General features: G+C 71.0%; 27 protein-coding genes. 10 read left to right on the forward strand and 17 right to left on the reverse strand.

Annotated features, from left to right (window positions below):
- Nucleotides 1-151 precede the first annotated feature (151 nt).
- On the forward strand, nucleotides 152-718 hold the full coding sequence (locus ACFCZ1_RS29295; RefSeq protein WP_376681285.1) for a GNAT family N-acetyltransferase: 567 nt from the start codon (nucleotides 152-154) through the stop codon (nucleotides 716-718).
- A gap of 14 nt (nucleotides 719-732) precedes the next feature.
- On the opposite strand, the gene ACFCZ1_RS29300 is transcribed toward ACFCZ1_RS29295, so the two are convergent.
- The 6 genes from ACFCZ1_RS29300 to ACFCZ1_RS29325 form a co-directional block, all read right to left on the reverse strand.
- Nucleotides 733-2,292 (reverse strand): type VI secretion protein, encoded by a 1,560-nt coding sequence (locus ACFCZ1_RS29300; RefSeq protein WP_376681286.1) that lies wholly within the window; start codon nucleotides 2,290-2,292, stop codon nucleotides 733-735.
- A 2-nt stretch (nucleotides 2,293-2,294) separates the two neighbouring features.
- Nucleotides 2,295-3,716 carry an ATP-binding protein gene (locus tag ACFCZ1_RS29305; protein WP_376681287.1) on the reverse strand — a complete coding sequence of 474 codons (1,422 nt, stop codon included), beginning with the start codon at nucleotides 3,714-3,716 and terminating at the stop codon, nucleotides 2,295-2,297.
- A 19-nt stretch (nucleotides 3,717-3,735) separates the two neighbouring features.
- On the reverse strand, nucleotides 3,736-5,298 hold the full coding sequence (locus ACFCZ1_RS29310) for an SCO6880 family protein (protein ID WP_376681288.1): 1,563 nt from the start codon (nucleotides 5,296-5,298) through the stop codon (nucleotides 3,736-3,738).
- Complete coding sequence (locus ACFCZ1_RS29315) at nucleotides 5,295-6,620, reverse strand: hypothetical protein (protein WP_376681289.1); 1,326 nt, start codon at nucleotides 6,618-6,620, stop codon at nucleotides 5,295-5,297. Before ACFCZ1_RS29315 ends, ACFCZ1_RS29310 begins: the two co-directional genes overlap by 4 nt.
- Entirely contained in the window at nucleotides 6,610-7,419 is an 810-nt protein-coding gene (locus ACFCZ1_RS29320; RefSeq protein ID WP_376681290.1) for a hypothetical protein, read from the reverse strand. Before ACFCZ1_RS29320 ends, ACFCZ1_RS29315 begins: the two co-directional genes overlap by 11 nt.
- A gap of 73 nt (nucleotides 7,420-7,492) precedes the next feature.
- The gene (locus ACFCZ1_RS29325) at nucleotides 7,493-7,801 is read right to left on the reverse strand and encodes a hypothetical protein (protein WP_008742356.1); all 309 of its coding nucleotides are present in this window, start codon (nucleotides 7,799-7,801) and stop codon (nucleotides 7,493-7,495) included.
- 312 nt (nucleotides 7,802-8,113) lie between these two features.
- On the opposite strand from ACFCZ1_RS29325, the gene ACFCZ1_RS29330 reads away from it, so the two are divergent.
- The gene (locus tag ACFCZ1_RS29330; RefSeq protein ID WP_376681291.1) at nucleotides 8,114-9,268 is read left to right on the forward strand and encodes an alpha/beta fold hydrolase; all 1,155 of its coding nucleotides are present in this window, start codon (nucleotides 8,114-8,116) and stop codon (nucleotides 9,266-9,268) included.
- Nucleotides 9,269-9,399: 131 nt separating this feature from the next.
- On the opposite strand, the gene ACFCZ1_RS29335 is transcribed toward ACFCZ1_RS29330, so the two are convergent.
- Together ACFCZ1_RS29335 and ACFCZ1_RS29340 are read right to left on the reverse strand one after the other, a co-directional pair.
- Nucleotides 9,400-10,275, reverse strand: a complete 876-nt coding sequence (locus ACFCZ1_RS29335) for a pentapeptide repeat-containing protein (RefSeq protein WP_376681292.1) — start codon at nucleotides 10,273-10,275, stop codon at nucleotides 9,400-9,402.
- Between the two features lie 2 nt (nucleotides 10,276-10,277).
- Complete coding sequence (locus ACFCZ1_RS29340) at nucleotides 10,278-10,772, reverse strand: GNAT family N-acetyltransferase (RefSeq protein ID WP_376681293.1); 495 nt, start codon at nucleotides 10,770-10,772, stop codon at nucleotides 10,278-10,280.
- A gap of 75 nt (nucleotides 10,773-10,847) precedes the next feature.
- Here ACFCZ1_RS29340 and ACFCZ1_RS29345 point away from each other — a divergent pair, with 75 nt between their 5' ends.
- The 4 genes from ACFCZ1_RS29345 (at nucleotide 10,848) to ACFCZ1_RS29360 (ending at nucleotide 14,540) form a co-directional block, all read left to right on the forward strand.
- Nucleotides 10,848-11,456 carry a LysE family translocator gene (locus ACFCZ1_RS29345; RefSeq protein WP_376681294.1) on the forward strand — a complete coding sequence of 203 codons (609 nt, stop codon included), beginning with the start codon at nucleotides 10,848-10,850 and terminating at the stop codon, nucleotides 11,454-11,456.
- 108 nt (nucleotides 11,457-11,564) lie between these two features.
- Nucleotides 11,565-12,359 (forward strand): thioesterase family protein, encoded by a 795-nt coding sequence (locus ACFCZ1_RS29350; protein WP_376681295.1) that lies wholly within the window; start codon nucleotides 11,565-11,567, stop codon nucleotides 12,357-12,359.
- Between the two features lie 227 nt (nucleotides 12,360-12,586).
- Complete coding sequence (locus ACFCZ1_RS29355) at nucleotides 12,587-13,594, forward strand: NlpC/P60 family protein (RefSeq protein ID WP_376681349.1); 1,008 nt, start codon at nucleotides 12,587-12,589, stop codon at nucleotides 13,592-13,594.
- A 205-nt stretch (nucleotides 13,595-13,799) separates the two neighbouring features.
- Nucleotides 13,800-14,540 carry a phosphatase PAP2 family protein gene (locus ACFCZ1_RS29360; protein WP_376681296.1) on the forward strand — a complete coding sequence of 247 codons (741 nt, stop codon included), beginning with the start codon at nucleotides 13,800-13,802 and terminating at the stop codon, nucleotides 14,538-14,540.
- 255 nt (nucleotides 14,541-14,795) lie between these two features.
- Here the strand turns inward: ACFCZ1_RS29360 and ACFCZ1_RS29365 are convergent, their stop codons facing one another.
- Nucleotides 14,796-15,050 (reverse strand): hypothetical protein, encoded by a 255-nt coding sequence (locus tag ACFCZ1_RS29365; RefSeq protein WP_376681297.1) that lies wholly within the window; start codon nucleotides 15,048-15,050, stop codon nucleotides 14,796-14,798.
- Nucleotides 15,051-15,122: 72 nt separating this feature from the next.
- Entirely contained in the window at nucleotides 15,123-15,290 is a 168-nt protein-coding gene (locus ACFCZ1_RS29370) for a hypothetical protein (RefSeq protein WP_376681298.1), read from the reverse strand.
- A 218-nt stretch (nucleotides 15,291-15,508) separates the two neighbouring features.
- Between ACFCZ1_RS29370 and ACFCZ1_RS29375 the strand changes: the two genes are divergently transcribed.
- Complete coding sequence (locus tag ACFCZ1_RS29375; RefSeq protein WP_376681299.1) at nucleotides 15,509-16,384, forward strand: hypothetical protein; 876 nt, start codon at nucleotides 15,509-15,511, stop codon at nucleotides 16,382-16,384.
- Nucleotides 16,385-16,554: 170 nt separating this feature from the next.
- Complete coding sequence (locus ACFCZ1_RS29380; protein ID WP_199808149.1) at nucleotides 16,555-16,710, forward strand: hypothetical protein; 156 nt, start codon at nucleotides 16,555-16,557, stop codon at nucleotides 16,708-16,710.
- Between the two features lie 22 nt (nucleotides 16,711-16,732).
- Here the strand turns inward: ACFCZ1_RS29380 and ACFCZ1_RS29385 are convergent, their stop codons facing one another.
- A complete protein-coding gene (locus ACFCZ1_RS29385) occupies nucleotides 16,733-17,047 on the reverse strand; it encodes a metal-sensitive transcriptional regulator (RefSeq protein WP_030009310.1) in 315 nt (104 codons plus the stop codon).
- Nucleotides 17,048-17,240: 193 nt separating this feature from the next.
- On the opposite strand from ACFCZ1_RS29385, the gene ACFCZ1_RS29390 reads away from it, so the two are divergent.
- Both ACFCZ1_RS29390 and ACFCZ1_RS29395 read left to right on the forward strand, forming a co-directional pair.
- Complete coding sequence (locus ACFCZ1_RS29390) at nucleotides 17,241-17,861, forward strand: DUF47 domain-containing protein (protein ID WP_008742369.1); 621 nt, start codon at nucleotides 17,241-17,243, stop codon at nucleotides 17,859-17,861.
- Between the two features lie 5 nt (nucleotides 17,862-17,866).
- Nucleotides 17,867-18,865 (forward strand): anion permease, encoded by a 999-nt coding sequence (locus tag ACFCZ1_RS29395; protein ID WP_376681300.1) that lies wholly within the window; start codon nucleotides 17,867-17,869, stop codon nucleotides 18,863-18,865.
- Nucleotides 18,866-18,981: 116 nt separating this feature from the next.
- Here the strand turns inward: ACFCZ1_RS29395 and pstB are convergent, their stop codons facing one another.
- From pstB to ACFCZ1_RS29425, 6 genes are all read right to left on the reverse strand, one after another.
- Nucleotides 18,982-19,758, reverse strand: coding sequence for a phosphate ABC transporter ATP-binding protein PstB (pstB, locus tag ACFCZ1_RS29400; protein ID WP_376681301.1), 777 nt, complete (start codon nucleotides 19,756-19,758; stop codon nucleotides 18,982-18,984).
- 29 nt (nucleotides 19,759-19,787) lie between these two features.
- Nucleotides 19,788-20,870: a phosphate ABC transporter permease PstA gene (gene pstA / locus ACFCZ1_RS29405; protein ID WP_376681302.1), complete on the reverse strand. Its 1,083-nt coding sequence runs from the start codon at nucleotides 20,868-20,870 to the stop codon at nucleotides 19,788-19,790.
- Nucleotides 20,870-21,859 carry a phosphate ABC transporter permease subunit PstC gene (gene pstC / locus ACFCZ1_RS29410; RefSeq protein WP_376681303.1) on the reverse strand — a complete coding sequence of 330 codons (990 nt, stop codon included), beginning with the start codon at nucleotides 21,857-21,859 and terminating at the stop codon, nucleotides 20,870-20,872. Before pstC ends, pstA begins: the two co-directional genes overlap by 1 nt.
- 159 nt (nucleotides 21,860-22,018) lie before the next feature.
- Nucleotides 22,019-23,155 (reverse strand): phosphate ABC transporter substrate-binding protein PstS, encoded by a 1,137-nt coding sequence (gene pstS, locus ACFCZ1_RS29415; RefSeq protein WP_376681304.1) that lies wholly within the window; start codon nucleotides 23,153-23,155, stop codon nucleotides 22,019-22,021.
- 246 nt (nucleotides 23,156-23,401) lie between these two features.
- Nucleotides 23,402-24,358, reverse strand: coding sequence for a CHAD domain-containing protein (locus tag ACFCZ1_RS29420; protein ID WP_376681305.1), 957 nt, complete (start codon nucleotides 24,356-24,358; stop codon nucleotides 23,402-23,404).
- A complete protein-coding gene (locus ACFCZ1_RS29425; protein WP_376681306.1) occupies nucleotides 24,339-26,618 on the reverse strand; it encodes an RNA degradosome polyphosphate kinase in 2,280 nt (759 codons plus the stop codon). The genes ACFCZ1_RS29420 and ACFCZ1_RS29425 overlap by 20 nt, the downstream gene beginning before the upstream one ends.
- Nucleotides 26,619-26,706 lie beyond the last annotated feature (88 nt).

Consider the following 26,706-nt stretch of genomic DNA (forward strand, 5'->3'; position numbering starts at 1 on the left):
CTAGGCCTTTCAGCGCCGATGGTACTGCAGGGGGGACCCTGTGGGAGAGTAGGACGCCGCCGAACAATCATTGCGGAAGCCCCGCACCAGACCCTTCGGGGTCCGGTGCGGGGCTTTTCTGCGTTCAGGGCTCAAGCCTAAAATTCCCGGTATGAGTGCCGAACAGAACCAGTACCAGATACGTCCCGTCCGCGCCGAGGAATGGCAGCAGGTCAAGGAGCTGCGGATCGCCTCGCTCCGCGATCCCGTGGCCCCCATCGCCTTCCTCGACACCGCCGAGCTCGCCGAGGCCCGGCCGGATGGTTTCTGGCAGGAGCGGACTGCCGGCGCGGCCTCGGGACGGGCCGTGCGGCAGTTCGTGGCCGTGGGGCCTGACGGGGTGTGGGACGGGACCGTGGCCGTGTTGGTGGAGGAGCTGGGGACCACCGACTTCCTCGACCGGGAGATCGAGACCACCCAGGGACACATCGTCGGCGTCTTCGTCCGCGAGGGTCGGCGGGGTACCGGGCTGGCGGAGGAACTGTTCCGGGCCGCGCTGGAGTGGGCCTGGTCGCTGGAGGATCCCGCGCTGGAACGCGTACGGCTCTACGTGCACGAGCGCAATGAGCGGGCCCAGGCCTTCTACCGTCGCGTCGGGTTCGCGGACAGCGGTGTGCGGGTGCCTCTGGTGAGCGATCCGTCCGCCAAGGAGCTGGAGTTCGTCTTCCAGAGGCCGTAGGGCCGGTAGACGGCTTACGGGAGGTCGGCTCCGGGCCAGCGGTTGCGGGCCTGTTCGCGGCTGCGGCACAGGGCGAGGAGGGGGAGCGTCTCGTCGGTCAGGAGTTCCGGGAGCTGGGGGAGGGGGGCTACGGCCGCCACGTCGTCCAGGATCAGGGACAGTGGTGGGTCGAGCCGACCGTGGGATGACCGTGCGGCCATGCGACGGCCGTGCTCGACCACGTGAGCGGCGAGTGCGGTGAGCAAGGGCATCGCACCCGGGTGGGTGCGGGGGTCTTCCAGAGGCTCGCCCACCACGTAAAGGCTGCCCCCTTCGGCCAGGAACGAAGCCAGGGTGAGGGAATCGCTTCGGTTCGGGTTGCAGGCCTCGCGGATGTGGATCGAGGTCAGGCAGGCGAGGGCACGGGCCGTCAGGTACTGGGCCTGCTCGCGCCGTTCGGGGTGGGCGGTGAGCGCGCTTTCCAGCTCGCCGGCCGCGCCGGGGGCGGCCTCGGGATGGGTGCGCAGGATGCGGACCGGCTCCTGGGCGCTGTTGCCCTGGGTCCAGCGGTGGAGCTGCTTGAACGGGCGGCCGTCCAGGGCGGCCGCATGGAGCCAGCTTCGCAGGAGGGTTTCCGCGGTGTCCGCGACGGCAGCGTCCAGACGGGCCTGCGGGCGTACGGGGGCCAGGAGGGCGATCGCGCGGGCGGTGGCGGTGTCGCGCTCGGCGCAGCCCTCGGCCGGGTTCCAGTGCATGCGGGCCGGGGTGTCGCACAGGTGCGAGGGGTCGTAGAGGAGGACGGGGCCGAGCTTGGCCCGGGCGTCCTTGGTCTCGGCCCAGAGCGTGGGGGAGGAGGTCACGACCAGCGCGGCGCCCTCCGTCTCCTGGAGGCGGTGTGCCGCCGCGCGGAACCTGTCGTTCGGGCCGCCGTAGCCCATGCGGGGCTGCCGGGCGGTGGGGACGGCCGGGGCGTGGCCGAAACCGTAGCGGTAGGCCTCGTCGTCCGGGGGCGCCGTAGGGGCGGCTGCGCGTGCGCGGACCGGTGGCTGCGGTCCGGCCGGGGACGCCGCGAACAGCGGCTCCGCGGCGGGTACGGGCGATTCCGCGGGCGCGGGCGCGGGGATGGGCGCTGGGGCTGGCGTGGTGGCGGTCGTGGGGGGAGCCGGCTGGGGGGCCGGGTCCGGATGCCGGGGTTGCGGCGGTCCGGGGTGCTCCGCCGGGGACCGTCCGGCCAGGGCGCGGCGGGACTTGGTGCGGGCGAACACGCCGATGGCGAAGACGATGAGCACGAACATCACCAGCAGCTGGCTGATGAAGAGACCCCAGAACAGGCCCCAGCCGGAGAGGGCCGCCGGGTCGGTGTCCGGCCAGGCGCCCGGGACGTCGTGCGGTTGCGCTATCAGGGCGCGGACGGCTCCCGGCGTACGGGTGAAGGTCACGGTGTCCGGCCAGGCCCCCTTGGCGAAGAAGGCGGCCAGGCCGGTGGCGGACCAGACCAGGCACGCGAGGCCGAGGAGGAAGGCCAGGAGGCCGACCAGCAGGCCGTCCGGGACGCCGCCGGACGCGGGGGGCTCCGTACGTCTCGCGTCGTGCATGGTCAGGCCACCGTGGTCGCGGATCCCGGGCCGCCGTTGCCGCGGCGGCGTTCGATGGACAGGGCGCGTTCCTCCGCTTCCAGTTCGGCGGCGAGCATGTCGTCGTGGAGCCGCGCGGGGGCGGAGGACTCGGTCATGGCGCGGTCCGTGTAGACGAGGGGGCGTTCGGCTTCGGTGATGAGGTGTTTGACCACCTGCACGTTGCCGTTGACGTCCCAGACGGCGATGCCGGGGGTGAGGGTCGGGATGATCTCGACCGCCCAGCGGGGCAGGCCGAGTACGAGGCCCGTGGCGCGTGCCTCGTCCGCCTTCTGGGCGTAGATGGTGCGCGTGGAGGCCATTTTGAGGATGGCTGCGGCTTCGCGGGCGGCCGCGCCGTCGACGACGTCCGAGAGGTGGTGGACGACGGCGACGAAGGACAGGCCGAGACGACGGCCGAACTTCAGGAGGCGCTGGAACAGCTGGGCGACGAAGGGGCTGTTGATGATGTGCCAGGCCTCTTCGACGAGGAAGATGCGCTTCTTGCGGTCGGGCCGGATCCAGGTGTGCTCCAGCCAGACGCCGACGATCGCCATGAGGATCGGCATCGCGATGGAGTTGCGGTCGATGTGGGAGAGGTCGAAGACGATCAGCGGGGCGTCGAGGTCGATGCCGACGGTCGTGGGGCCGTCGAACATGCCGCGCAGGTCGCCGTCGACGAGGCGGTCGAGGACGAGTGCCACGTCGAGGCCCCAGGCCCGGACATCGTCTATGTCGACGTTCATCGCTTCGGCGGACTCGGCTTCGGGGTGGCGCAGTTGGTCGACGATGTCGGTGAGGACCGGCTGGCGGTCGCGGATGGAGTCGACGACGTAGGCGTGCGCGACCTTGAGGGCGAAGCCGGCGCGCTCGTCGAGGCCGTGGCCCATGGCGACTTCGATGATGGTGCGGAGCAGCGCGAGCTGTCCGGTCGTCGTGATCGCCGGGTCGAGGGGGTTGAGGCGGATCCCGTCGTCGTTGGCGGCGATGGGGTCCAGGCGGATGGGGGTTATTCCCAGCTGCTGGGCGATGAGGTTCCATTCGCCGACGCCGTCTTCGCCCTGGGCGTCGAGGACGACGACCTGGCGGTCCTTGAAGCGGAGCTGGCGCAGTACGTAGGTCTTCTCCAGGGCGGACTTGCCGTTGCCGGATTCTCCGAGGACGAGCCAGTGGGGTGCCGGGAGCTGCTGTCCGTAGAGCTGGAAGGGGTCGTAGATGTAGCCCTTGCCGCTGTAGACCTCGCGGCCGATGATGACGCCGGAGTCGCCGAGGCCGGGGGCGGCGGTGGGCAGGTAGACGGCTTGCGCCTGCCCGGTGGAGGTGCGTACGGGCAGGCGCGTGGTTTCGACTTTGCCGAAGAGGAAGCTGGTGAAGGCGTCCGTCAGGGCGGACATGGGATCTCGCATGGGCGGCACTTCCCTCCAGCTAGCGTCGGATGCCGGTGGCGAACGGCAGGGTGTTGACGAAGGCGCGGTGGTGCTCGCGGTCGCACCACTCCAGCTTCAGGTAGGACTTGCCGGCCGAGGCGCGGATGGTCCGCTTGTCGCGGGCGAGGGCTTCGGGTGAACGCGAGGACACCGTGATGTACCCGACCAGGTTGACTCCTGCCGCACCGCTGGCGAGATCTTCACCCCTCTGGTCGAGTCGGCCGTGGGCGGCGATGTCGCGCGGGTCGACGGTCCGGTTCATCTTGGCGGCGCGGGAGGCGTCGGCCTCGTCGTTGGTCTTCTCCGTGAGCATGCGCTCGATGGCCACCTCGGTGGGCTCCAGGTCCATGGTGACGGCGACCGTGCGGATGACGTCCGGGGTGTGGACGAGGAGGGGGGCGAGGAAGTTGACGCCGACGGGGGTCATCGGCCATTCCTTCACCCAGGCGGTGGCGTGGCACCAGGGGGCGCGGGTGGAGGACTCGCGGGTCTTGGCCTGGAGGTAGGTGGGTTCGACCGCGTCGAGTTCGGCGGGCCAGGCGTTGCGCTTGGTCATGGCCTGGATGTGGTCGATGGGGTGGTCCGGGTCGTACATGGAGTGCACGAGGGAGGCGAGGCGGCCCTGGCCCAGCGGCTGGCGGACGCGGATGTCGGCTTCGGCGAGGCGGGCGCAGATGTCGGTGAGCTCGCGGGCCATGACGATGGCGAGCCCGGCGTCGCGGTCGAGCTTGCGGCCCTTGTGGGGGGTGCCGGCGCGGGCGATGGTGTGGGCCTCGGCGGCGAGTTCGCGGCTGTAGTGCATGCAGGCGACGAGGTACGCGCGGTGCTGCTCGGAGGAGGTCGACACCATCGACTGGAGCTGGTCGTAGGACTCGCGCAGCCAGCCGGGGGCCTGGGTGTCGCCGCGCAGGGCGACGTCCTTGGCGTGGGCGTCGGGGTCGGCGGGCAGGGTGCGGGCGAGCATCTGGAGGCGGGTGACGAAGCCGTCGCCGTTGGCCACGTGCTTGAGGAGGGTGCCGAAGCGGTCGACGAGGGCTTCCTGGTCCTCGCTGTCGCGCAGGCCGACGCCGGGGCCCTCGATCTCGATGGCGGCCGTGACCGTTCTGCGGTCGGCGTGGAGGAGGACGGCGATCTCGTCGGGGCCGAAGGGGGCGGCGAGCCAGTTGATGCGGCCGATGCCGGGGGGCGGGCCGACCTCGACCTCGCGGCCGTCGGCGCCGCGTACGCCGGCTTCCATGGCTCCCGAGCGGTAGGTCGTGCCGCGGCGCAGGGTGCGCTTGTAGCTGCGGCTGATCTCGAACCAGCGGTAGAAGGTGCGGCCCTTGTACGGGACGTACACGGCGGCGAGCGCGAGCATGGGGAAGCCGGCGAGGCTGACGATGCGCAGGGTGAGGTCGGGGACGAGTAGTCCGCTCATCATGCCGAAGAAGGCCCCCGCGATGATCAGGGCGATCTCGCCGGTTTCGCGGTTCTTGCCGACGATCGCGTTCGGCCGGGCCCGGCCGATGAGATACGTGCGGCGGGGCGCGACCGGGTGCAGCTGGTGGGACTGGGTCGTCAACGCCCGTCACCTCCTGTGTTCCTCGTGCTCGAACTCGTGCGGGGCGGGGGGGCGGCGGAGGGGACAGATCCGCCGCCGGAGCCGCCGCCGGAGGTGGGGCGGCTGCTGTGGGCGGCCACGCCTCCGGAGATGGGGTTGGCGGGGCGGGGCGCGCTGTTGGCGCCGCCGTCGCCGCCGCGGTGGGCGCCGCGGCTGCTGTGGGTCTTGATGCCCTGCGAGACGAGGGAGGCCGGGGAGCTGATGACGGCGGCGGCCTGGGCGCCGTCGGTGGCCTTGCTGCGGTTGGAGCGGGCGGAGGCGATCTCGTCGCCGAAGCCGGGGACGAAGCGGTAGATCATCGCGGAGGCGAAGATCGCCAGGAGGATGATGGCGAGGCCGGTGACGACGGCGGAGAAGGCGCCTTGGCCCTTTTCGCCGGTGAGGGCTCCGGCGAGGCCGAGGACGATGACGATGACCGGCTTCACGAGGATTACGGCGATCATGATGCCGGCCCAGCGGCGGACGTGGCCCCAGAGGTTCCGGTCGACGAGGCCCGCGTAGACGACGACGCCGAGGAGGGCGCCGACGTAGAGGAGGGCGGCCCGGATGAAGAGCTCCAGGAACAGGACGCCGGCGGCGAGGACGGTGACGAGGGCGACGACGATCAGCATGATCGGGCCGCCGCCGATGTCGTCGCCCTTCTTGAGGGCCTCGGAGAAGGAGCCGAAGAAGACGTCGGTCTGGCCGCCGCCTGCGGAGGCGATGACCTCGGTGACGCCGTCGGTGGCGGAGACGACGGTGTAGAGGATCAGGGGGGTGAAGGCGGAGGCGAGGACGGTGAGCCAGAGGAAGCCGATGGCTTCGGAGAGGGCGGTGGTGAGGGGGACGCCGCGGACGGCTCGCTTGGCGACGGCGAAGAGCCAGAGGACGAGGGTGAGGATGGTGGAGGCGGCGAAGACGACGGCGTACTGCTTGAGGAAGGCGGGGTTGGTGAAGTCGACGTTGGCGCTGCCCTTGACCGCTTCGCTGAGCTTGCCGACGATCCAGGCTGCGGCGTCGGCGCAGCCCTTGGCCAGGGAGGCGAGGGGGTTGAGGGCGTCGGAGGGGTTGCTGGGGGCGAGGCCGGTTGTGGGGGCCTGGCCGCTGGCTCCGCGCTCGCAGTAGTCCTTGGCGGGGCCGCGGATCAGGTCACAGGGGTTGTTGCTCGCCTGTGGACCAGGAGTTGCGCCGGGAGTCGGGGTGGGGGTGGGCGCCGCGACTGCTCGGGTCGCGAGGAGCACGGCGGTGGCCTGCACCACGGCCACGACGGCCGTGAGGGACAAGCCGCGGCGGTCAGCGCGCATAGGTGAGTCCCCCGAACTGTGACACCGCGGCGGCCATCTCTTCCGCCGAGGCAGCGGACTGGTCACGGCCCACCGGAGCGGGGCCGTCCTTCTGCGTGAAGTCGGAGACGCGCCAGTCGTCGCCCAGCCACCGGAGCTCGAACGTGTTCGTGTACCAGCTTTCGGAGACCGGGTTCTTCGAGCCCTCGCCCGCGAGGCCGAACAGCGCCGAGTACCAGACGGAAACGGTCGCGGTGTCGCCGCTGAACTTCTCGACCTTCGTACCCACCGGGTTGACGCGGGAGATGAAGGTCAGGCCCTTGGGGGCCTTGCCGCCGGCTTCGAGACCGATGCGGGCCAGGAACCCCTGGTCCGCGTACACCTTGTCGAGGTCGCTCTGGCGCGCTGCGGCCACGTCGGGCAGGTAGACGGCCTGGACGATCGCCCGCCTGCGGGCGGCGTCGAACATGCCGTCAGAGCTGAGCGCCACCGCGTAGTTGGCGGCCGCCGACTGGGCTCCCTGTTCGTCGTGGGCGAAGCCCTTGGGGATGCCCGAGGTCTTGCCCGTGACCGGGTCCGTGCCCGTTGGGGACGTGGAGGTCGTGGTCGGGGGCTTGTCTTGCGAGGGGGGGCCGGGGGTGTCCGGGCCCTGGTTCGCGAACGCGATTGCGGCGATCAGGAGGACCACCACGCCGACCACCGTGATCAGGCTGCGGGAGGTGCGGGGGGTGCGGCGGGCGGGGCCGTACGGGTCGGCGGGGGAGTCCGGGAGGCGGGTACGGGTCTGGCCCGTGCCGCCGTACTGGTCGTCGTTGCTCATTGCGTTTCGGCCCCCTCGTTCCCGCGTAGGCGCGGTGTGGTGATTCCTCATCAAGTACGGCCGCGGTGGCCCGCTAGACGGCCATTCCGTAGACGATGGTGAAGAGGGTGCCCAGGGAGCCGATGATGAAGACGCCCGTGAGGCCGGCCACGATCAGGCCCTTACCCTGTTCCGCGCTGAACGTGTCGCGCAGGGCGGTCGCGCCGATGCGCTGCTTGGCCGCGCCCCAGATGGCGATGCCGAGGCAGAGGAGGATCGCCACGGCCATGACCACCTCGATCATGACCTTCGCTTCGTTGCCGAGACTGCCGAACGGCCCCCAGTTCGGGGCGATTCCGCCGATGATGGTGGTGATGTCGCCCTTTTCGGCTGCCAGGATCATGTAACTCACCGCCCCTGTATGGGTAGTTCCGAAAGCCCGTGCCCGACGGCAGGGGTCACGCACTATCTTCGCTGATGAAACCGCCGCCGTCGTCGACTTGACGGCTCTCTTTACCCGATCCTCCGGTCCGCGCCCCGTCCCTGCGCTCTGACCTGGGCGGGGGCGGTGAGTGTGCGAAAGAACGTACGGTCACTCTGTGTATCACGGGGGGTGACGCCGGGCAATGATTGTCGTCTCGGCGTACGGGGGGTGGCGTGCCCCGTCGGCGGCGCCGTCACCGGCGTTGTCAGTGGGGTCCGGCACGCTGGGGGCATGACGACGACTCCGTGGACCCTTGCCGATGTAGAGGCGGCCATCCGTGCGGGCTGGTCGGCCGAGACCGCCGAGCCGGCCGACATCACGGGGATCCCCTGGACGGCGGAGAATCCGGCCTGGGGGCACTGCGACATCACCGCCGTGCTCGTGCAGGACGTCGTGGGCGGGGAGCTGGTGCTGGGCGAGGTGTTCCACGAGGGCCGGCAGGAGGGGTACCACTGGTGGAACCAGCTGCCCGGGGGGATGCGGATCGACCTGACGCGGGAGCAGTTCCGGCGGGGCGAGACCGTGACGCCGGGGCGGGTCGTGAAGCGGCCGCCGGGGCGGCTGTCGAGGCGCTGGGAGGAGTACCAGCTGCTGCGCCGGCGGGTGATCGACAAGCTGGGGCCGCTGCCGGGCGTGACGGAGACGGCGGACGGGCGGCGGCTGGCCTACGCGGACTTCGGCGGTCCGGGGGCGCCGCTGCTCGCGCTGCACGGGCACTTCCAGGACGGCGGGAGCTTCGAGGGGCTGGCCCGGGAGGTGGGGCCCGGGTGGCGGGTGATCGGTCTCGACCAGCGGGGGCACGGGGCGTCGGACCGGGCCGCGGAGTACACGCGGGAGGGGTACGTGGCGGACGCCGCGGCCGTCCTGGAGCACCTGGGGCTGGGGCCCGCGGTGGTCGTGGGGCACTCGCTGGGCGGGGTCAACGCGTACCAGCTCGCGGCGCGGCGGCCGGATCTGGTGCGGGCGGTGGTGGTCGAGGACATCGGGGCGGTGGTCGAGGGCGACCTGGCGTACGTGCGGGAGTGGCCGAGGCGGGCCGTGACCCGGGCGGGCTTCCTCGCGGGGGTGGGGAGCGCGGCGCCGCACCTGGAGGGGTCCCTTCGGGAGTACACGGACGGGTGGGGGACCGCGAGCGATGTCGAGGACGTGGTGGAGTCGCAGCGGGGGCTGAACGGGGACCACTGGGAGGACTGGCTGGCGGTGCGGAAGCCGACGCTGCTGGTGCGGGGGGACCGGAGCGGGGTGCTGTCCGCCGAGCACGCGCGGGAGATGACCGTGCGCAGGGCCGGGGTGCGGCTGGTCGAACTGCCGGCCGGGCATGCCGTGCGGGCCGGGGACCCGGAGGGTTTCTACGCGGCGGTGCGGGGGTTCTTGGCGCGGCTGTGAGCGGGGGGGGGCGGCCGCCGTGCGGGGCGGGGTGCGGGTGCGGGCGCGGCGCCGTTGTCTCGGCCCCCGGCCCCCGGCCCCCGGCCCCCGCGCCTCGAACGCCGGGCGGTTGCCGGGCTCGGTCGGCTCGGTCAGGTCCAGTGGGTGGGGCGGGTCAGGGACGAGGGGATGCGGGTGGCGGGGTCGCCGTGGGCCGCGTTGAGCTGGGGCTGGGTGAGGAAGACGGCGTCGCGCAGGTCTGCGCCGCGGAGGTCGGCGTCGCGGAAGTCCGCGCCGATCAGGTCGGCCGTGCGGAGGTCGGCGCGGCTGAGGTCGGCGGCGATCAGGTAGGCGCCGCGCAGGTTCGCCCCGCGCAGGTCCGCGCCGGAGAGGCGGGCGCCCATCAGGTCGGCGCCGCGGTGGTTCTTCTTGCGGCCCGGCACCTTGGCCCGTACGAGTTCGCTGGCCTTCAGCAGCAGGGTGTTGATCTTCTGGCGCAGGGCGCCCACGTCGAGGTCCGCCAGGGCCCGGGCGTCGGCGCGCGTCCACTGTTCGGTCTCCGCGAGCGCGTCGCGCAGCTGTGCGTGGACCGGGGCGGCGTCGGGGAGGGCCAGGGCCTCGGCGACGTAGAAGAGGAGTTCGTGCAGCTGCCGCATCACGGGGAAGACGTCGAACATCCGGCGGGCCGTGCCGGGGTCGGTGCGCCAGTCGTGTCCGCCGAAGGTGACCTGGGAGACCTGCTGGCCCGCGCCGAAGCAGTCGAAGACGGTGCAGCCCTGGAAGCCCGAGTCGCGCAGCCGGGTGTGGATGCCGCAGCGGAAGTCCTCCCGGAGGTTCTTGCAGGGGGTTCCGGCGGGCTTGTTGACGGCGAAGTCGCTGGACTTGGCGAAGGGCAGGGCGACGCAGCACAGTGCGAAGCAGTTCGCGCAGTCGGCCTGCAGGACGGGCAGGACCGGCAGCTCGGGCAGGCCGGGCCGGGCGGCCGGGTCGGGCTGGGCGGCGGGGGTACTGGAGGACACGTCGTCCATTGTCACCGCCCGGGGGCGGTGAGCCGCATCTGGTGGGCGGTCCACGGGACGCCGTCGACCTCCTCGACGTCCTCGATGATCTCCTCGGTACGGAATCCGAGCCGCTCGTAGATGCGGATCGCCGCGGTGTTGTGGGCCCAGACGCCGAGGCTGAGTTCCGGCAGGCCCAGCTCGCCGAAGCAGAGTTCGACGGCCTGGGTGACCAGGGCCCGGCCGTAGCCCATGTCGCGGGTGTCGGGGGCGATCAGGATGCGGCCGAGGCGGGTGCCGGACACCGATACGTGCCCGACGCGGTACCTGTCGGGGGTCACGGCGGTCCAGATGTGGCGGCTGGGCTCGGCGGCGTAGGCGGCGAGCTGCGCGTCGTCCAGCGGCCAGGTGAAGGCGGGGCCCGCCCAGGTCATCAGCTCGGCGGGAGTGGTCACCCACTCGCGCAGCAGCGGGGCGTCCTCGGCGGGCCGGTAGGGGTGCAGGGAGAGCAGGTGGGGGAAGGTCATCCCTCAAGTATCCGGATGGCGAACGGTGTTGATAACGGTGTTGATCGGCAGCCCGGCCCCGGTGAGCATGCCGGTATGACAGAAGTGATCGCAGTCGCCGTCATCACCCTTCTCGCCGTGATCAGTCCCGGCGCCGATTTCGCCATGGTGGTCCGCAACAGCTACCTCTACGGGCGGCCCACCGGGCTGTTCGCGGCCGCCGGGGTCGCGGCCGGGGTCCTGGTCCACGTCTCGTACACGATGCTCGGGGTCGGTCTGCTGATCGCCTCCTCCACCGCCCTGTTCACCGTGATCAAGCTGGCGGGCGCGGCCTACCTGGTGTGGATCGGGATCCGTACCTTCCGGGCGCGGGCCGAGGTGGCCCTGGATCTGGAGTCCGGAGCGGGGCTGACCCGGCTCGGGGCGATGCGGTCGGGGTTCTTGACCAATGTGCTGAACCCGAAGACGACGCTGTTCGTGGTGTCGACCTTCACGCAGGTGGTCGATCCGGGCACGCCGGTGTGGCAGCAGGCGGGCTACGGGCTGTTCATGTCGGCGGCGCACTTCGGCTGGTTCGGGGCGGTGGCGCTGTTCTTCTCGAACTCCCGGCTGCGGGACCGGATGCTGAAGGCGCAGAAGACGCTGAACCGGGCCATCGGATCGGTGCTGGTGGGGCTGGGGGTGGGGCTGGGGTTCGCTCGCTGAGCGGCCTGCGGGCGGCCTGCGGGCGGCCGACAGGCGGCCTGCGCGTGGTCGGTCCGGCGGTCGGTGCGGGGGTGGTGTCCCTGATTACCTGTCGGTAGCGTGCGGGGCATGGGTGCTGTCGAGGGGTTCTTCGAACGGGTGGACACCGGGCGGTTCACCGCCACCGAGTACACGCGCGGGCCGTGGGACCCGGGCGCGCAGCACGCCGGTCCGCCGGCGGCCCTGCTCGGCCGGGCCGTCGAGGAGCGGCCGGGTGCGCGTACGGACATGCGGATCGCCCGGATCACGTACGAGATCCTGCGCCCGGTGCCGATCGGCGGGCTGGAGATCACCACCAGCGTGCTGCGGGCCGGGCGCGGTACGGAGGTGGTGGAGGCCGCGCTCACCCCGGCGGGCGCGGACGCCCCGGTGATGCTGGCGCGGGCCCTGCGGATCCGGGTGGCCGAGGAGGCGGTGCCGGCCGTGGTGCCGGGGCCGCAGCTGCCGACGCCCGGGGAAGCCGTGGTCACGCCGTTCTTCCCGGTGCCGTGGGACACCGGCTACCACACGGCGATGGAGGCCCGTTTCACCGAGGGCGCCTTCGTGGAGCTCGGCCCCGGCACCTGCTGGATGCGGATGAGGGTGCCGCTCGTCGCCGGGGAGGAGATCCGTCCGCTGGACCGGGTGCTGGTCGCCGCGGACTCCGGCAACGGCATCAGCTCGGTGATGGACTTCGGCCGGTTCGTGTTCGTCAACGGTGACCTCACGGTCCACCTGCACCGCCATCCCGTCGGTGAATGGGCCTGTGTGGAGTCCCGTACGAGTGTGGACGCGGCCGGCATCGGCCTCGTCGACGCACGGCTCCACGACGAGAAGGGCCCCATCGGGCGCAGCGCGCAGAGCCTCTTCGTCGCCCCCAGGTAGCGGTTCCCGGGGAGCGGCCGGACGGGCGCACGCCCGGGCCGCCGTGCCCCCGGCCGCCGGTCGTGCGGACTGGACTGCGGTCTTCTCCCGCGTCGAGGATGATCCTACGAAGTACGTGGGCGTCGTCTGTTCGGGCTTCCGAGTGGGGTAGTACGACATGCGACACGGCCGAATCACACGTTGAAGTGACGGCAATGGGGGAGGGTTGACGGGTGCGTAGATTCTGGATGGCCGGCGGGATCGGGATCGGGCTGTGTCTGACCTTCGTGGTGCTGCTCGTCGTGGGGACGTATTCCGCGGCCGCGGGCCTGGTCGGTGCGGGGGCGGGCGGTCGTGCCGTCGGCCTCGCGAAGGGGGCGGTCCCCGCGAAGTACCAGGCGCTGGTGGAGAAGTGGGGCAACCTCTGCCCGGCCATCAGCCCGCCGCTGCTCGCTGCCCAGCTGTACTCCGAGAGCGGCTGGAACCCGAGCGCCGTCAGTCCCGCCGACGCGCGCGGGATCGCCCAGTTCATCCCGGGTACCTGGGCGGGGCACGGCGTCGACGGTGACGGCGACGGAGACCGGGACATCTGGGACCCGAACGACGCGATCCCCTCGGCCGCCTCGTACGACTGCGAGCTGGCCAAGGACGTGGCGAGCGTGCCGGGTGACGCGACGTCCAACATGCTCGCGGCCTACAACGCGGGTGCCTACGCGGTCATCAAGTACGCGGGCGTGCCGCCGTACAAGGAGACCCAGGGCTATGTGAAGACGATCACGACGCTGGCGAAGAGCTTCGAGCGGCCCGTCGGCCGGGTCGCGCCCTCGCAACAGGCTGCGGGAGCCATCTACTTCGCGCAGAAGCAGCTCGGCACTCCGTACCTGTGGGGCGGCAACGGGACGCCCGACCAGGACGGGCGGTTCGACTGCTCGGGGCTGACCAAGGCCGCGTACGAGACGGTGGGGATCGAGCTGCCGCGCGTGGCGAACGACCAGTACAACGCCGGACCGCATCCCTCGCGCGACCAACTGCTCCCCGGTGACCTGGTGTTCTTCTCCGATGATCTGACGAACTCCCGGGAGATCCGGCACGTCGGGCTCTACGTGGGCGGCGGCTATATGATCAACGCCCCGTACACCGGCGCCGTGATCCGTTTCGACAAGATCGACACGCCCGACTACTTCGGCGCCACGCGCGTGACGAAGGACGGTGCGCAGGCCCTTCCGGACCGCGCGGCGGCGAGCAAGGCGCCTTAGTGACGCCCCGTTAAGCCAAGGCCCTGAGCTGCGACGACGAGTCTCTCTTCGATAACGTTGGAGTGATCATTCGGTGGAGAGTGGAACGCAGTCGCCAGAACGGGCGTTCCATGGACGCGGGGGTTGATCACAACGGGGGTCGAAGGGGCGCACACCGGCGTGCGCCCGCAGGCGAACCACGGCAAGGGCAAGGGGCCGCATCACCATGGCTGGACTCACGACCGGTGGGCCGAACCTGGATGTCAGCCTGCTGTACGAGATCAACGGAGCGGCCCGGCACGCGCCGGACTGGCTGGACCGGACCGTGGTCCTGGCCGGTGAGTACGGGATCCCGCTGACCCTGGTCCTCCTGGTCCTGTGGTGCTGGCACGGTGCCCGCCACCAGGACGAGAGCGCGGCCGTGGAGTCCTTCGCCGCACTGGTGTGGGCCCCGCTGGCCGCCGGGCTGGCGCTGCTCGTGAACGCGCCGCTGCGGGAACTGGTCGGCCGGCCGCGACCGTTCCTCCAGCACGAGGGCCTGCAGGTGCTCGATCCCGCCTTCCGCCCCGGCCTCGGCACGCGCTTCGCGCAGCCGGATTTCTCCTTCGTCAGCGACCACGCCACCCTCGCGATGGCCCTGGGCGTCGGCCTGTTCGTGGCCAGCCGCAGGTTCGGGCTGATCGGTATCGGGCTGGCCTTCGCCGAGGGGGTCTGCCGTGTGTACTCAGGCGCCCACTACCCCACCGACGTGATCGGCGGGTTCGCGCTCGGCACCGCCGTGGTCCTGGTCCTCGCGCCGCTCGCGATGGCGCTGCTGACCCCGGTGGTGCGGGCGGTGGCCGGCTCGCCGCGCCTGGGTCGTCTCGTACGGGCCAAGGGGCGGACCTGGCCCCGGCCCGTCGGCCTGGCCCAGCCGCAGACGCCGCCGGCGGGGCAGCGCACGCACGAGAGCGACCTCGCCGCATGACGCCGCGATCCGCTGAGGCCGCGATCCGCTGAGGCGCCGACCCGCCGACCCGCCGACCTGCTGACCCGCCGACCTGCTGACGCCCTGGTTCCGCACGCGCCCTGACACCCTGACACCCTGGCGCGCTGTGATGTGACGCGGCCGGTCAAGCGCGGGCGTACGACCTCCATACGGTGAGCAGCAGGGCCGCCAGCAGGCACAGCCCCGCCACCGCGAAACAGACGCGCACCGCCGTAGGACGATTCCTCGGCGGCGTCACGGGTCGCCGCCCTCGGCCGCCGCGTCGGCCGGCCCGTCCGTACCGTCGGAGCGGCGGCGGTGGGAGCGCAGCCACAGCCCGGTGGCGGCGGCCGCCAGGGTCGTCAGTCCGACGGCCAGGGCCACATCGCCAGGTCCGTCCGCCGAGCCCAGGGGACGGGCCCAGGCCGTGGCGGCCGTGGCCCCCAGGATGTCGAGAGCGAGGAGCAGGGCCCAGAGAAGGGCCGCGGGGCGGGCAGCGGGTCCTGGCATGAGTCAAGGGCATCCGCTGCGCGGTGCACCGGCCAGCCGGGCCGTCCGAACGGGCGACCAGGCCCCGGCCCGCTAGCCCGCGGTGTGCCGGGCGGCGTCCTTGCGCGCCAGATCGCGGGAGCGGCGGGCCGGGCCGGCCCATCCGCAACTGCAGACGGCCAGGCAGAACGCGCCGCGTTCGGTGGTGGAGGCGGAGTGCCCGGTGGGCTGCTGGGGCTGCTGTAGCGGCTGTGGCGGCATCGGGCCTTCCGGGGCGGGCCGCGGCGGCTGGAGCGGCACGGAAGAGGCAAGCGGAGGAGACAGGGTCGCTTTCGTGTGCGGTTCCACGCCACCACCGTACCGGGCCGGACGGGGGCCGGGGAGGGGTCGGGGCCGTGACGGGAAACCCCTGACCTCGTTAAGCGGAGCGGGTGGGGGCCTCGGGCAAACAGCGGTCACGCGTTGGGGGTTGGCAGGCGATGGTGGTTCACCAGCACAGGCGGCCGCGCGGACGGGCGGGTGGGGCGCTGCTCGCCGCCGGGGTCGCCCTGGCGGTCTCGGCGCTGAGCGGCTGCGCGGGCGCCGGCGGCGGCGCCGGCGACGACCGGCCCCCGGCGGGCAAGACGAACAAGGCGGGCAAGGCGGACAAGGCGGACGCGGCGGCGGTGGTCCGCGGGGCCGCCGACGCGCTCGCGAGGGCGGGCAGCGCCCAGGCCCGCACGGCCATGGAGATGGCCACCGGCGGCACCCGGGTCACGATCCGCGGCGAGGGCGGGGTCGACTTCAAGAGCCGCATGGGCCAGCTGCTGGTCATGCTCCCGGCCGATGTGAAGGGCAAGGCCGAGCACCGGCCCATCACCGAGCTGCTGGTGCCGGGAGCGCTCTACATGAAGAACCGGGGTGCGGGCGTCCCCGACGACAAGTGGGTCCGGGTCGACACGACGGCCCTCGCCGACGGGAACCTGGTCACCGGCGGGGCCACCGATCCGCTGATCGCGGCCGAGCTGCTGCGGGGCGCGCTGGAGGTCACGTACGTGGGGGAGACCGAGGTGGCCGGCACCAAGGTGCGGCACTACCGGGGGACCACCGACATCGGGCGGGCCGCGGCGAGCGCGTCACCGGAGGCAAGGGGTGCACTGGAGGCGGCGGCGAAAGGGTTCAGCACGGACACCGTGCCGTTCGACGCGTACCTGGACGGAGAGGGGCGGCTGCGGAAGGTCCGCCACCGCTTCACGTACGTCAACAATGGCGTGATCGATGTCTCGTCGACCACGCTGCTGTACGGGTTCGGGACGCCGGTGACCGTCGTATTGCCCGAAAGCAGGGACATTTTCGCCGGGAAGATCGCCGAGTAGTGGGGGCGGGCCAGGGCGGGCGGCGCGATCGGGCCAGGGCCGGGTATCCGGAAATGGTCCATCCGTGTCATGTGCCGGATGCCACGCCTTCCCTACGCTGAGAAGCCGAGCGCGCCCGCGACTGACAACCGAAGACCGAAGACCGAAGACGGCAGACTGAGGTGAAACGCGTGACTCCCGCAGGCGGTACGACGGTGCAGGACCACGTGGCGCTCGCCGAGATCGAGCTGTGCGGTGAGCTGATCATCGCGGCGTCGGCGGCGGCCGAGGAGCGGTTGAGTCAGGACCGGATCGACGAGGTGCTGATGGGGATCTGGTCCGGCTGACCGGCCGCTGCCCGGGGCGGGATCAGGTGCGCAGGAGGCGGGCGATGGCCTTGGTGGCCTCCTCCACCTTCGCGTCGATCTCGGTGCCGCCCTTGACGGCGGCGTCGGCGACGCAGTGACGGAGGTGCTCTTCGAGCAGCTGGAGCGCGAAGGACTGGAGCGCCTTCGTACTGGCCGAAACCTGGGTGAGTATGTCGATGCAGTAGACGTCCTCGTCGACGAGCCGCTGGAGTCCGCGGATCTGGCCCTCGATCCGGCGCAGCCGCTTGAGGTGCTCGTCCTTCTGGTGGTGGTAGCCGTGGACGGCTCCGGAGCCCTCCGCCTCGATGGTCGTCATGCTTCCTCCCGTGGTCGAAACGAACCGTGCATACCCCTCATGGGTATAGGGTACTGGGCCGCGCCGTGAGGGACAGGGCCCCGTCGCCCTCACTCTGCCTGATGGAGGACACTGGGGAACCGCCGGTTAGCCGTGGCCGGGGGATGCGCCTAGCATCAGCCTGACCGAATCCAATGCACCCCGAGGACCTCACGTGCGATTTCGTCTGACCCCCAGGGAGACGAGCTTCTACGACATGTTCGCCGCATCCGCGGACAACATCGTCACGGGCTCCAAGCTCCTGATGGAACTGCTCGGAGCGGACTCCTCCGCCCGGGCCGAGATCGCGGAGCGGATGCGGGCAGCGGAACACGCGGGGGACGACGCGACCCACGCGATCTTCCACCAGCTGAACTCCTCCTTCATCACGCCGTTCGACCGCGAGGACATCTACAACCTGGCCTCGTCGCTCGACGACATCATGGACTTCATGGAGGAGGCGGTCGACCTGGTCGTCCTCTACAACGTGGAGGAGCTCCCCAAGGGTGTCGAGCAGCAGATCGAGGTGCTGGCGCGCGCGGCCGAGCTGACCGCCGAGGCGATGCCGCACCTGCGGACGATGGACAACCTCACCGAGTACTGGATCGAGGTCAACCGCCTTGAGAACCAGGCCGACCAGATCCACCGCAAGCTGCTCGCCCAGCTCTTCAACGGCAAGTACGACGCCATCGAGGTACTGAAGCTCAAGCAGATCGTCGACGTGCTCGAAGAGGCGGCCGACGCGTTCGAGCACGTCGCGAACACGGTGGAGACCATCGCGGTCAAGGAGTCCTGAACCTCGTGGACACCTTTGCTCTGGTCGTGACCATCGGTGTCGCGCTCGGCTTCACGTATACGAACGGTTTCCACGACTCGGCGAACGCGATCGCGACGTCCGTCTCCACACGGGCGCTGACCCCGCGGGCGGCCCTCGCGATGGCCGCCGTGATGAACCTCGCCGGCGCCTTCCTGGGCAGCGGTGTGGCCAAGACGGTCAGCAGTGGCCTGATCGAGACGCCCACGGGCGCCACCGGCATGTGGATCCTCTTCGCGGCGCTGGTCGGCGCGATCGTCTGGAACCTGATCACCTGGTACTTCGGCCTGCCCTCGTCCTCCTCGCACGCGCTCTTCGGCGGCATGGTGGGTGCGGCGCTGGCCGGCGGCACGGAGGTGATCTGGTCGGGTGTGCTCGACAAGGTCGTCATCCCGATGTTCGTCTCGCCCGTCGTCGGTCTGGTCGTCGGTTACCTGGTGATGGTGGCCATCCTGTGGATGTTCCGCCGGTCCAACCCGCACAAGGCGAAGCACGGTTTCCGTATCGCGCAGACCGTGTCCGCGGCCGCCATGGCCCTCGGCCACGGGCTCCAGGACGCGCAGAAGACGATGGGCATCGTGGTGATGGCGCTGGTCATCGCCGACGTGCAGACGGCCGACGAGGCGATCCCGGTCTGGGTCAAGATCGTGTGTGCCGTGATGCTGTCGCTGGGTACGTACGCGGGCGGCTGGCGCATCATGCGCACCCTCGGCCGCAAGATCATCGAGCTGGACCCGCCGCAGGGCTTCGCGGCCGAGACCACCGGCGCCTCGATCATGTTCGGCTCGGCGTTCCTCTTCCACGCGCCGATCTCCACCACCCACGTGATCACCTCGGCGATCATGGGTGTGGGCGCGACCAAGCGCGTGAACGCCGTCCGCTGGGGCGTCGCCAAGAACATCGTCCTGGGCTGGTTCATCACCATGCCGGCCGCGGCCCTGGTGGCGGCGCTGAGCTTCTGGGTCGTGGACCTGGCGTTCGTCTAGCCCCCGAACGAAACAGGGCCGGCTCCCCCCACCCAGGGGGAGCCGGCCCTTTCTTTCTTTCGCCTTGCGGTGGCACCGCCATGCAGCACCGCAGGACGTTCGTGACCTCGGGAGGCTCAGCCGAAACGGCCCGAGATGTAGTCCTCGGTCGCCTGGACGGACGGGTTGGAGAAGATCCGGTCCGTGTCGTCGATCTCGACGAGCTTGCCGGGCTGGCCGACCGCGGAGAGGTTGAAGAAGGCCGTGCGGTCCGAGACGCGGGCCGCCTGCTGCATGTTGTGCGTCACGATGACGATCGTGAAGCGCTCCTTGAGCTCGCCGATCAGGTCCTCGATCGCGAGGGTGGAGATCGGGTCGAGAGCCGAGCAGGGCTCGTCCATCAGCAGGACCTGCGGTTCGACCGCGATCGCGCGGGCGATGCACAGACGCTGCTGCTGGCCGCCGGAGAGGCCGGAGCCCGGCTTGTTCAGGCGGTCCTTGACCTCGTTCCACAGGTTGGCGCCCTTGAGCGACCGCTCCACGACGTCCGCGAGCTCGGACTTCTTGAAGTTGCCGTTCAGGCGCAGGCCCGCCGCCACGTTGTCGAAGATCGACATGGTGGGGAAGGGGTTCGGGCGCTGGAAGACCATGCCGACCGTGCGGCGGACCGCGACCGGGTCCACGCCGGCGCCGTACAGGTTCTCGTCGTCCAGGAGCACCTTGCCCTCGACGCGGCCACCCGGGGTGACCTCGTGCATGCGGTTGAGGGTGCGCAGGAAGGTGGACTTGCCGCAGCCGGAGGGGCCGATGAAGGCGGTCACGGAGCGGGGTTCCACGGTCATCGAGATGTCGTCGATGGCCTTGTGGGTTCCGTAGAAGGCCGACAGTCCGCTGACGTCGATTCGCTTCGCCATGAGGGTCACTTCGCTTTCATACAGTCGCGTCAGCGACCGGTCTTCGGGGCCTTCCAGCGGGCGATGCCGCGGGCCACCAGATTGAGGATCATGACGAAGGCGATCAGGACGAGCGCTGCTGCCCATGCCCGGTCGTAGGAGGCTTCACTGCCGACCTTGTACTGCTCCCAGATGTAGAGCGGGAGCGAGGACTGGGCGCCTTCGAAGGGGTTGGCGTTGATCAGCTGGGTGCCGAAGACCAGCAGCATGATCGGCGCGGTCTCACCGGCGATGCGTGCCACGGCCAGCATGACACCGGTCGCGATGCCGCCGATGGCGGTGGGGAGCACGACCTTGAGGATCACGCGCCACTTCGGCACGCCGAGGGCCAGGGCGGCCTCGCGCAGCTCGTTCGGGACGAGCTTGAGCATCTCCTCGGTGGAGCGGACCACGACGGGCATCATCAGGATCGACAGGGCCATGGCGCCGGCGAAGCCGGAGGGGCCGAAGCCGAGCATCAGGTTCCAGGTCGTCAGGATGAACAGGCCCGCGACGATGGAGGGGATGCCGGTCATGACGTCGACGAAGAAGGTCACGGCCCTGGCGAGCGAGCCCCGGCCGTACTCGACCAGGTAGACGGCGGTCAGCAGGCCGATCGGAGCCGCGATCAGGGTGGCCAGGGCGACCTGCTCGATGGTGCCGAGCAGGGCGTGGTAGACGCCGCCGCCCTCGTCGAAGCTGGTCACGCCGTTCATGGAGTGACTGAGGAAGTTCGCGTCCAGCATTTCGAGGCCGCGGCTGATCGTCGTCCACATCAGCGAGAGCAGCGGGACGACCGCGAGGACGAAGCAGACCCACACCAGGGAGGTCGCGACGCGGTCCTTGGCCTGACGGCCGTTCTCGATCACCGCGCTCGCGGTGTACGTGATGGCGACGAACAGGAGGGCCGCGAGCAGGCCCCACTGGACCTTGCTCTGGAGGCCGAAGACGACGCCGATGCCGCAGCCGAGGGCGGTCGAGAGGACCGCGATGCCGGCCGGGGCCCAGCGGGGCAGGCCGCCGCGGGTGAGGCCGGCGGGGGCGGCGGACTTGGTGGCCCGGGCGGGCCGCTGGTCCTGAAGTGCGTGGCTCATCAGGCGTTCGCCCCCGAGAAGTCCTTGCGGCGAGCGATGATCAGCCGAGCTGCACCGTTGACCAGCAGGGTGAGCAGGAAGAGGACCAGACCCGAGGCGATCAGCGCGTCCCGGCCGAACTCGTTGGCCTCGTCGAACTTCGCGGCGATGTTCTGCGCGAAGGTGCCGCCGCCCGGGTTCAGGACGTGGAACGAGATCAGGAAGCTCGGGGAGAGGACGGTCGCGACGGCCATGGTCTCGCCGAGGGCGCGGCCGAGGCCGAGCATCGAGGCGGAGATGACTCCGGAGCGGCCGAAGGGCAGCACCGACATCCGGATGACCTCCCAGCGGGTCGCGCCGAGGGCCAGGGCGGCCTCCTCGTTCATGCGCGGGACCTGGAGGAAGACCTCGCGGCTGACGCTGGTCACGATCGGCAGGATCATGATCGCGAGCAGGATGCCGACGGTGAAGAGCGAGCGGGCGACGCCGATCTGGGTCTTGTCGAAGACGTAGGTCCAGCCCAGGTACTCGTCGAGCCAGAGGTTCAGGCCGTTCAGCTGCGGGACGAGGAAGAGGGCGCCCCAGATGCCGTAGATGATCGACGGCACGGCGGCCAGCAGGTCGACCACGTACGCGAGGGGCGAGGCCAGCTTGCGCGGGGCGTAGTGCGAGATGAACAGGGCGATGCCGACGGCGATCGGAACCGCGATGGCCATCGCGATGACCGAGCTGACGACGGTGCCGAAGAGCAGGACGGCGATGCCGAAGACGGGCGGGTTGGCCGACGCGTTCCAGTCGAAGGTGGTGAGGAAGTTCCCCTCGTTCTTCGACAGGGCGATCGAGGCGCGGTAGGTGAGGAAGGCGGCGATCGACGCCATGATCACCAGGAGCAGGATGCCGGATCCCTTGGAGAGCCCGGAGAAGATCTTGTCACCGGCGCGGCCGGTGGACCTTCCGCTCTTGGCGACGGGCGGAGCCGTGTCCATCTGGGTGGGTGTGGTGGAAGCCATGGTCTTTCCGGTCTGTGTGGGGGGCGGGCCCCCTGGCGGCGGTGCACCGGATTCCCCCGGACTCCGTCCGGGAGGGACCCCCACCGGGTGGAGTGGGGGAGGGTCCCCCGAGGTGTCGGCTGCCCGGACGGGGGCGGCCGACACCTCGGGGGTCAGGATTTAGCCCAGCGAGTTGATGACTTCGCGGACCTTGGTGTTGATCTCGGCCGGGATCGGGGCGTAGCCGTTGTCGAGGAGGACCTTCTGGCCCGCGTCCGAGGCGGTGTAGTTCAGGAAGGACTTGACGGTCGGGAGCGTCTCGGCCTTGTTGCCCTTGTCGCAGACGACCTCGTACGTCACCAGGACCAGCGGGTAGGCGCCCTCGGCCTTGGTGGTGTAGTCGAGCTTCAGGGCCAGGTCGGAGCCGGTGCCGGCGATCTTGGCGGCGGCGATGGCCTTGGAGGCGTTCTCGCCGGTGGCCTTGACCGGGGCGGTGGCGCCCGTGTTCAGGTCGACCGTCTTGATGCTCTGCGAGCTGGCGAAGGAGAGCTCGAAGTAGCCGATCGCACCGTCGACCTGCTTGACCTGGGCGGCGACACCGGCGGAGCCGGAAGCGGCCTGGCCGCCCGGAGCGGCCCACTTCTTGGCGGGCTCGTGCGGCCAGGCGTCGGGCGCGGCGGACTTGAGGTACTTGGTGACGTTCTCGGTGGTGCCCGAGTCGTCGGAGCGGTGGAAGGCCTGGATGGCGGTGGAGGGAAGCGTGACGCCCGGGTTCAGCTTCTTGATCGCCTCGTCGTCCCACTTCTTGATCTTGTCGTTGAAGATGTTGGCGACCGTGGCGGCGTCGAGGTTCAGCTTGTCCACGCCGGCGACGTTGAAGCCGAGGGCGACCGGGCCGCCGACCATCGGGAGGTTGATGCCCTGGCCACCGGTGCAGGTCTTCTTCGACTCTTCGACCTGCTCCGGCTTCAGCGCCGAGTCGGAGCCGGCGAAACCGACGGTGCCCTGGTTGAAGGCGACGATGCCCTCACCGGAGGAGGAGGACTTGTAGTTCACCTCGACGCCGGAGCAGGCGGCCATGTAGTTCTTCACCCACAGCTCGACCGCGTTCTTCTGCGCGGACGAACCCGAGGCCAGGAGCTTGCCCTTGGCGTCGGCGCACTTGATGTCGCCCGCGGCGGCCGCGGAGGGCTTCGCCGTGCCGTCGGCGGTCTTGGTGTTGTCGTCCGAGCCGCACGCCGTGAGGACCAGGGCGCCGGACACGACGAGCGCGCCGAGGGCGGAGGCACGAAGCATGTTCTTGCGCTGAAGCTTCACTTTCGGGTGTTCCTTCCAGAAGCCGCCGGCCGCTTTCTGAATCGGGGCGGCGTGCGAAGAGGACTGCGTCGGTTGCCCGGGCGGGGGTCGCTCGTGCTTCCGGCGATCCGCTCCTTGCATCAACGAAATTAGGCAGAACAGGTGAAGCGGCCGACCGGGGCGAGTGAACGGATGGTGAACCGTGGCGTACGACCCGGTGCGTCCCGGCGGGTCCGCACGCGGGTGTAACCAGTCGTTATCCTGCCGTTATCTCGGCGTGATCGCAGGCTCGGGGAGCCAGACCTGCCGGAAGTCGAAGCGCGCGGCCTCGGCCTCGTGGCGCTGGTCCGCGTGCAGGACGCCCAGGGCGTACGCCGTGGCCGGGGCGATGCGCGGGGTGCGCGCCGCGGTCGCCGAGGCGGCCGCGGCCTCGGCCGCGTCGCGGTGGCGGTCCAGGGCCTGGCCCGCCGCCGCCTCCCGTGTCACGTCCTCGCCCAGCGCCTCCCGGGCGTACCGGTGGACCCGCAGGAGGCGGCGCACCTCGTGCCAGCGGCCGTCGTGGTCCGCGTTGTACGGGTGTGTGTCCCCGGCCGGCGGCAGCGTCGCGACCGCGGCCGACAGGCGGGTTTCAGCCGCGGCTGCCAGGGGGACCAGGACGTCGCCCACCCGCCCCCGGGCCGCGACCGCGTCCAGCGGGACGTCGGAGGCGAGCACCGCGACAGCGTCCGCCACCGCGTGGAAGCGGGCGGATCCGAGTGCCTGGAGCGTGGCCGAATGCGAGCGGGTCCGGGCCAGGGTCAGCTGGCGTTCCAGTAAGGCGCCCGCCCGTGCCGCGCCCACCGTGAGCGCGCCGGCCGAGGCGCGCGGCGCCGGGACCCCGGGGCTCCCCGACAGCCGGTGCAGTGCGTCCATCAGCCGGTCCAGCCGGGAGGCGTACGCGTGCTCGTCGGCCAGGGTCGAGGACAGCCACACCAGCTCGGTGCGCAGCCCGTCCGCCCAGGAGGACTCGGTCACCACCCGGAAGGTGGCCAGGGACCCGCTGATCCGGCGCGCGGCCCCCCGCAGGCTGCGCGCCGCACCGCTGCCCTCCGCGGCACCGGTCCCGCCCGCCGCGCCTTCGTCGTGCAGGCGCAGCGCGCGGAGGAAAGCGGTGGCCTGGGCGCGCAGGTACGCGCCGAGCACGTCACCCGCGCAGGCCGTCGATTCATGGTTTGGCTGAGCCACGCCGGCGCCTCCGGGCGTCTATGAGCATCTCCTGTACGTGCCGCAGCGGCTGGCCTTCCGCGTCCGTGCTGTGCCGGGTCCATTCGCCGTCCGGGCCCAGGTGCCAGGAGGAGGTGGCGTCGGACATCCCGGTTTCCAGCATCCGGTCCAGGGCCGCGCGGTGGGCCGGGTCGGCGACCCGGACCAGTGCCTCGATACGGCGGTCGAGGTTGCGGTGCATCATGTCGGCGCTGCCGATCCACACCTCGGGCTCCCCGCCGTTGCCGAAGGCGAAGACCCGGGAGTGCTCCAGGAAGCGGCCGAGGACCGAGCGGACCCGGATGTTCTCCGAGAGCCCGGGGACTCCGGGACGCACCGCGCAGATGCCGCGGACCCAGATGTCGACCGGGACGCCCGCCTGCGAGGCCCGGTACAGCGAGTCGATGAGGGCCTCGTCGACGATCGAGTTCATCTTCAGGCGCACGTACGCGGGGCGGCCGGCCTGGTGGTGGGCGGTCTCCTTGTCGATCCGCGCGATGAGCCCGTCGCGCAGTGAGCGCGGCGCCACCATCAGCCGGCGGTAGGTCTCGCGGCGCGAGTAGCCGGACAGCCGGTTGAAGAGGTCGGAGAGGTCGGCGCCGACCTGCGGGTCCGCGGTGAGCAGGCCGAGGTCCTCGTAGAGCCGGGCGGTCTTGGGGTGGTAGTTGCCGGTGCCCACGTGCGAGTAGCGGCGCAGCGTCTCGCCCTCCTGGCGGACCACGAGGGACAGCTTGCAGTGGGTTTTCAGGCCCACCAGCCCGTAGACGACGTGGCAGCCGGACTCCTCCAGCTTGCGGGCCCATTTGATGTTGGCCTGCTCGTCGAAGCGGGCCTTGATCTCGACGAGGACGAGGACCTGCTTGCCGGAGTCGGCGGCGTCGATCAGGGCGTCCACGATCGGGGAGTCGCCGGAGGTCCGGTACAGGGTCTGCTTGATCGCGAGGACGTCCGGGTCGGCCGCGGCCTGTTCCAGGAAGGCCTGTACCGACGTGGAGAAGGAGTCGTACGGGTGGTGCAGCAGCACGTCCCGTTCGCGCAGCGCGGCGAAGATGTCCGGTGCGGACGCGGACTCGACCTCGGCCAGGTCCCGGTGGGTGCCGGCGATGAACCTGGGGTACTTCAGCTCGGGCCGGTCCAGGGAGGCGATCCCGAAGAGCGCGGTCAGGTCCAGCGGGCCGGGCAGCGGGTACACCTCGGAGGCGTTGACCTTCAGCTCCTGCACCAGGAGGTCCAGGACGCCCGGGTCGATGGACTCCTCGACCTCCAGACGCACGGGCGGCCCGAAGCGGCGCCGCATGAGCTCCTTCTCCAGGGCCTGGAGCAGGTTCTCGGCGTCGTCCTCCTCCACCTCCAGGTCCTCGTTGCGGGTCACGCGGAACATGTGGTGCGCGAGCACCTCCATGCCCGGGAACAGTTCCTCCAGGTGCGCGGCGATGACGTCCTCCAGCGGGACGTAGCGCTGCGGGGAGGCCTCCAGGAAGCGGGAGAGGAGCGGCGGGACCTTGACCCGGGCGAAGTGGCGGTGGCCGCTGACGGGGTTGCGTACGACCACGGCCAGGTTCAGGGAGAGGCCCGAGATGTACGGGAACGGGTGCGCGGGGTCCACGGCCAGCGGGGTCAGCACCGGGAAGATCTGGTTGCGGAACAGGGTGAAGAGGCGGGCCTGCTCCTTCTCGGTGAGGTCCGGCCAGCGGATGAGGTGCACGCCCTCCTCGGCCAGCGCCGGGGAGATGTCCTGCTGGAAGCAGGCGGCGTGGCGGGCCATGAGCTCGCGCGAGCGCGTCCAGATGAGGTCCAGCACCTCGCGGGGCTGCAGGCCGGAGGCCGAACGGGTGGCGACACCGGTCGCGATGCGCCGTTTGAGGCCGGCCACGCGGACCATGAAGAACTCGTCGAGGTTGCTCGCGAAGATCGCCAGGAAGTTGGCGCGCTCCAGGAGCGGCGTCGTCGGATCCTCCGCGAGCTCCAGCACCCGCTCGTTGAAGGCCAGCCAGCTGCGCTCGCGGTCGAGGAAGCGGCCGGGCGGGAGCTCGCCGCTGTCCTTGTCGTCGTAGGCGTCCAGGTCGGCGTCGAGATCGGGCTCGAGATCGACGTGCGGGCGGTGCGCGGAGATGGAGCCTATCCGCGCGTGTGCGCCGGTGACGGCCGTGTTGCCTGCGGCCGTGTTGCCTGTGGCGCCGTACGTGTGAGACGGGTGCTGGGCGGGGACCTCGGTGGGGCCTGCGCTGGGCTTGTGGCTCATGACTCCATTCTTCCGCGCAAGCGGGAGGACAGGCGCGTCGGAAGCGTCGGCCGTCAGTCGGAGTCGGGGGTGCATGCGGGGAGAGTCG

Origin of the sequence: Streptomyces sp. NPDC056224 (assembly GCF_042267665.1) — a bacterium.
In the GTDB taxonomy this organism is placed as follows: Bacteria; Actinomycetota; Actinomycetes; order Streptomycetales; family Streptomycetaceae; genus Streptomyces.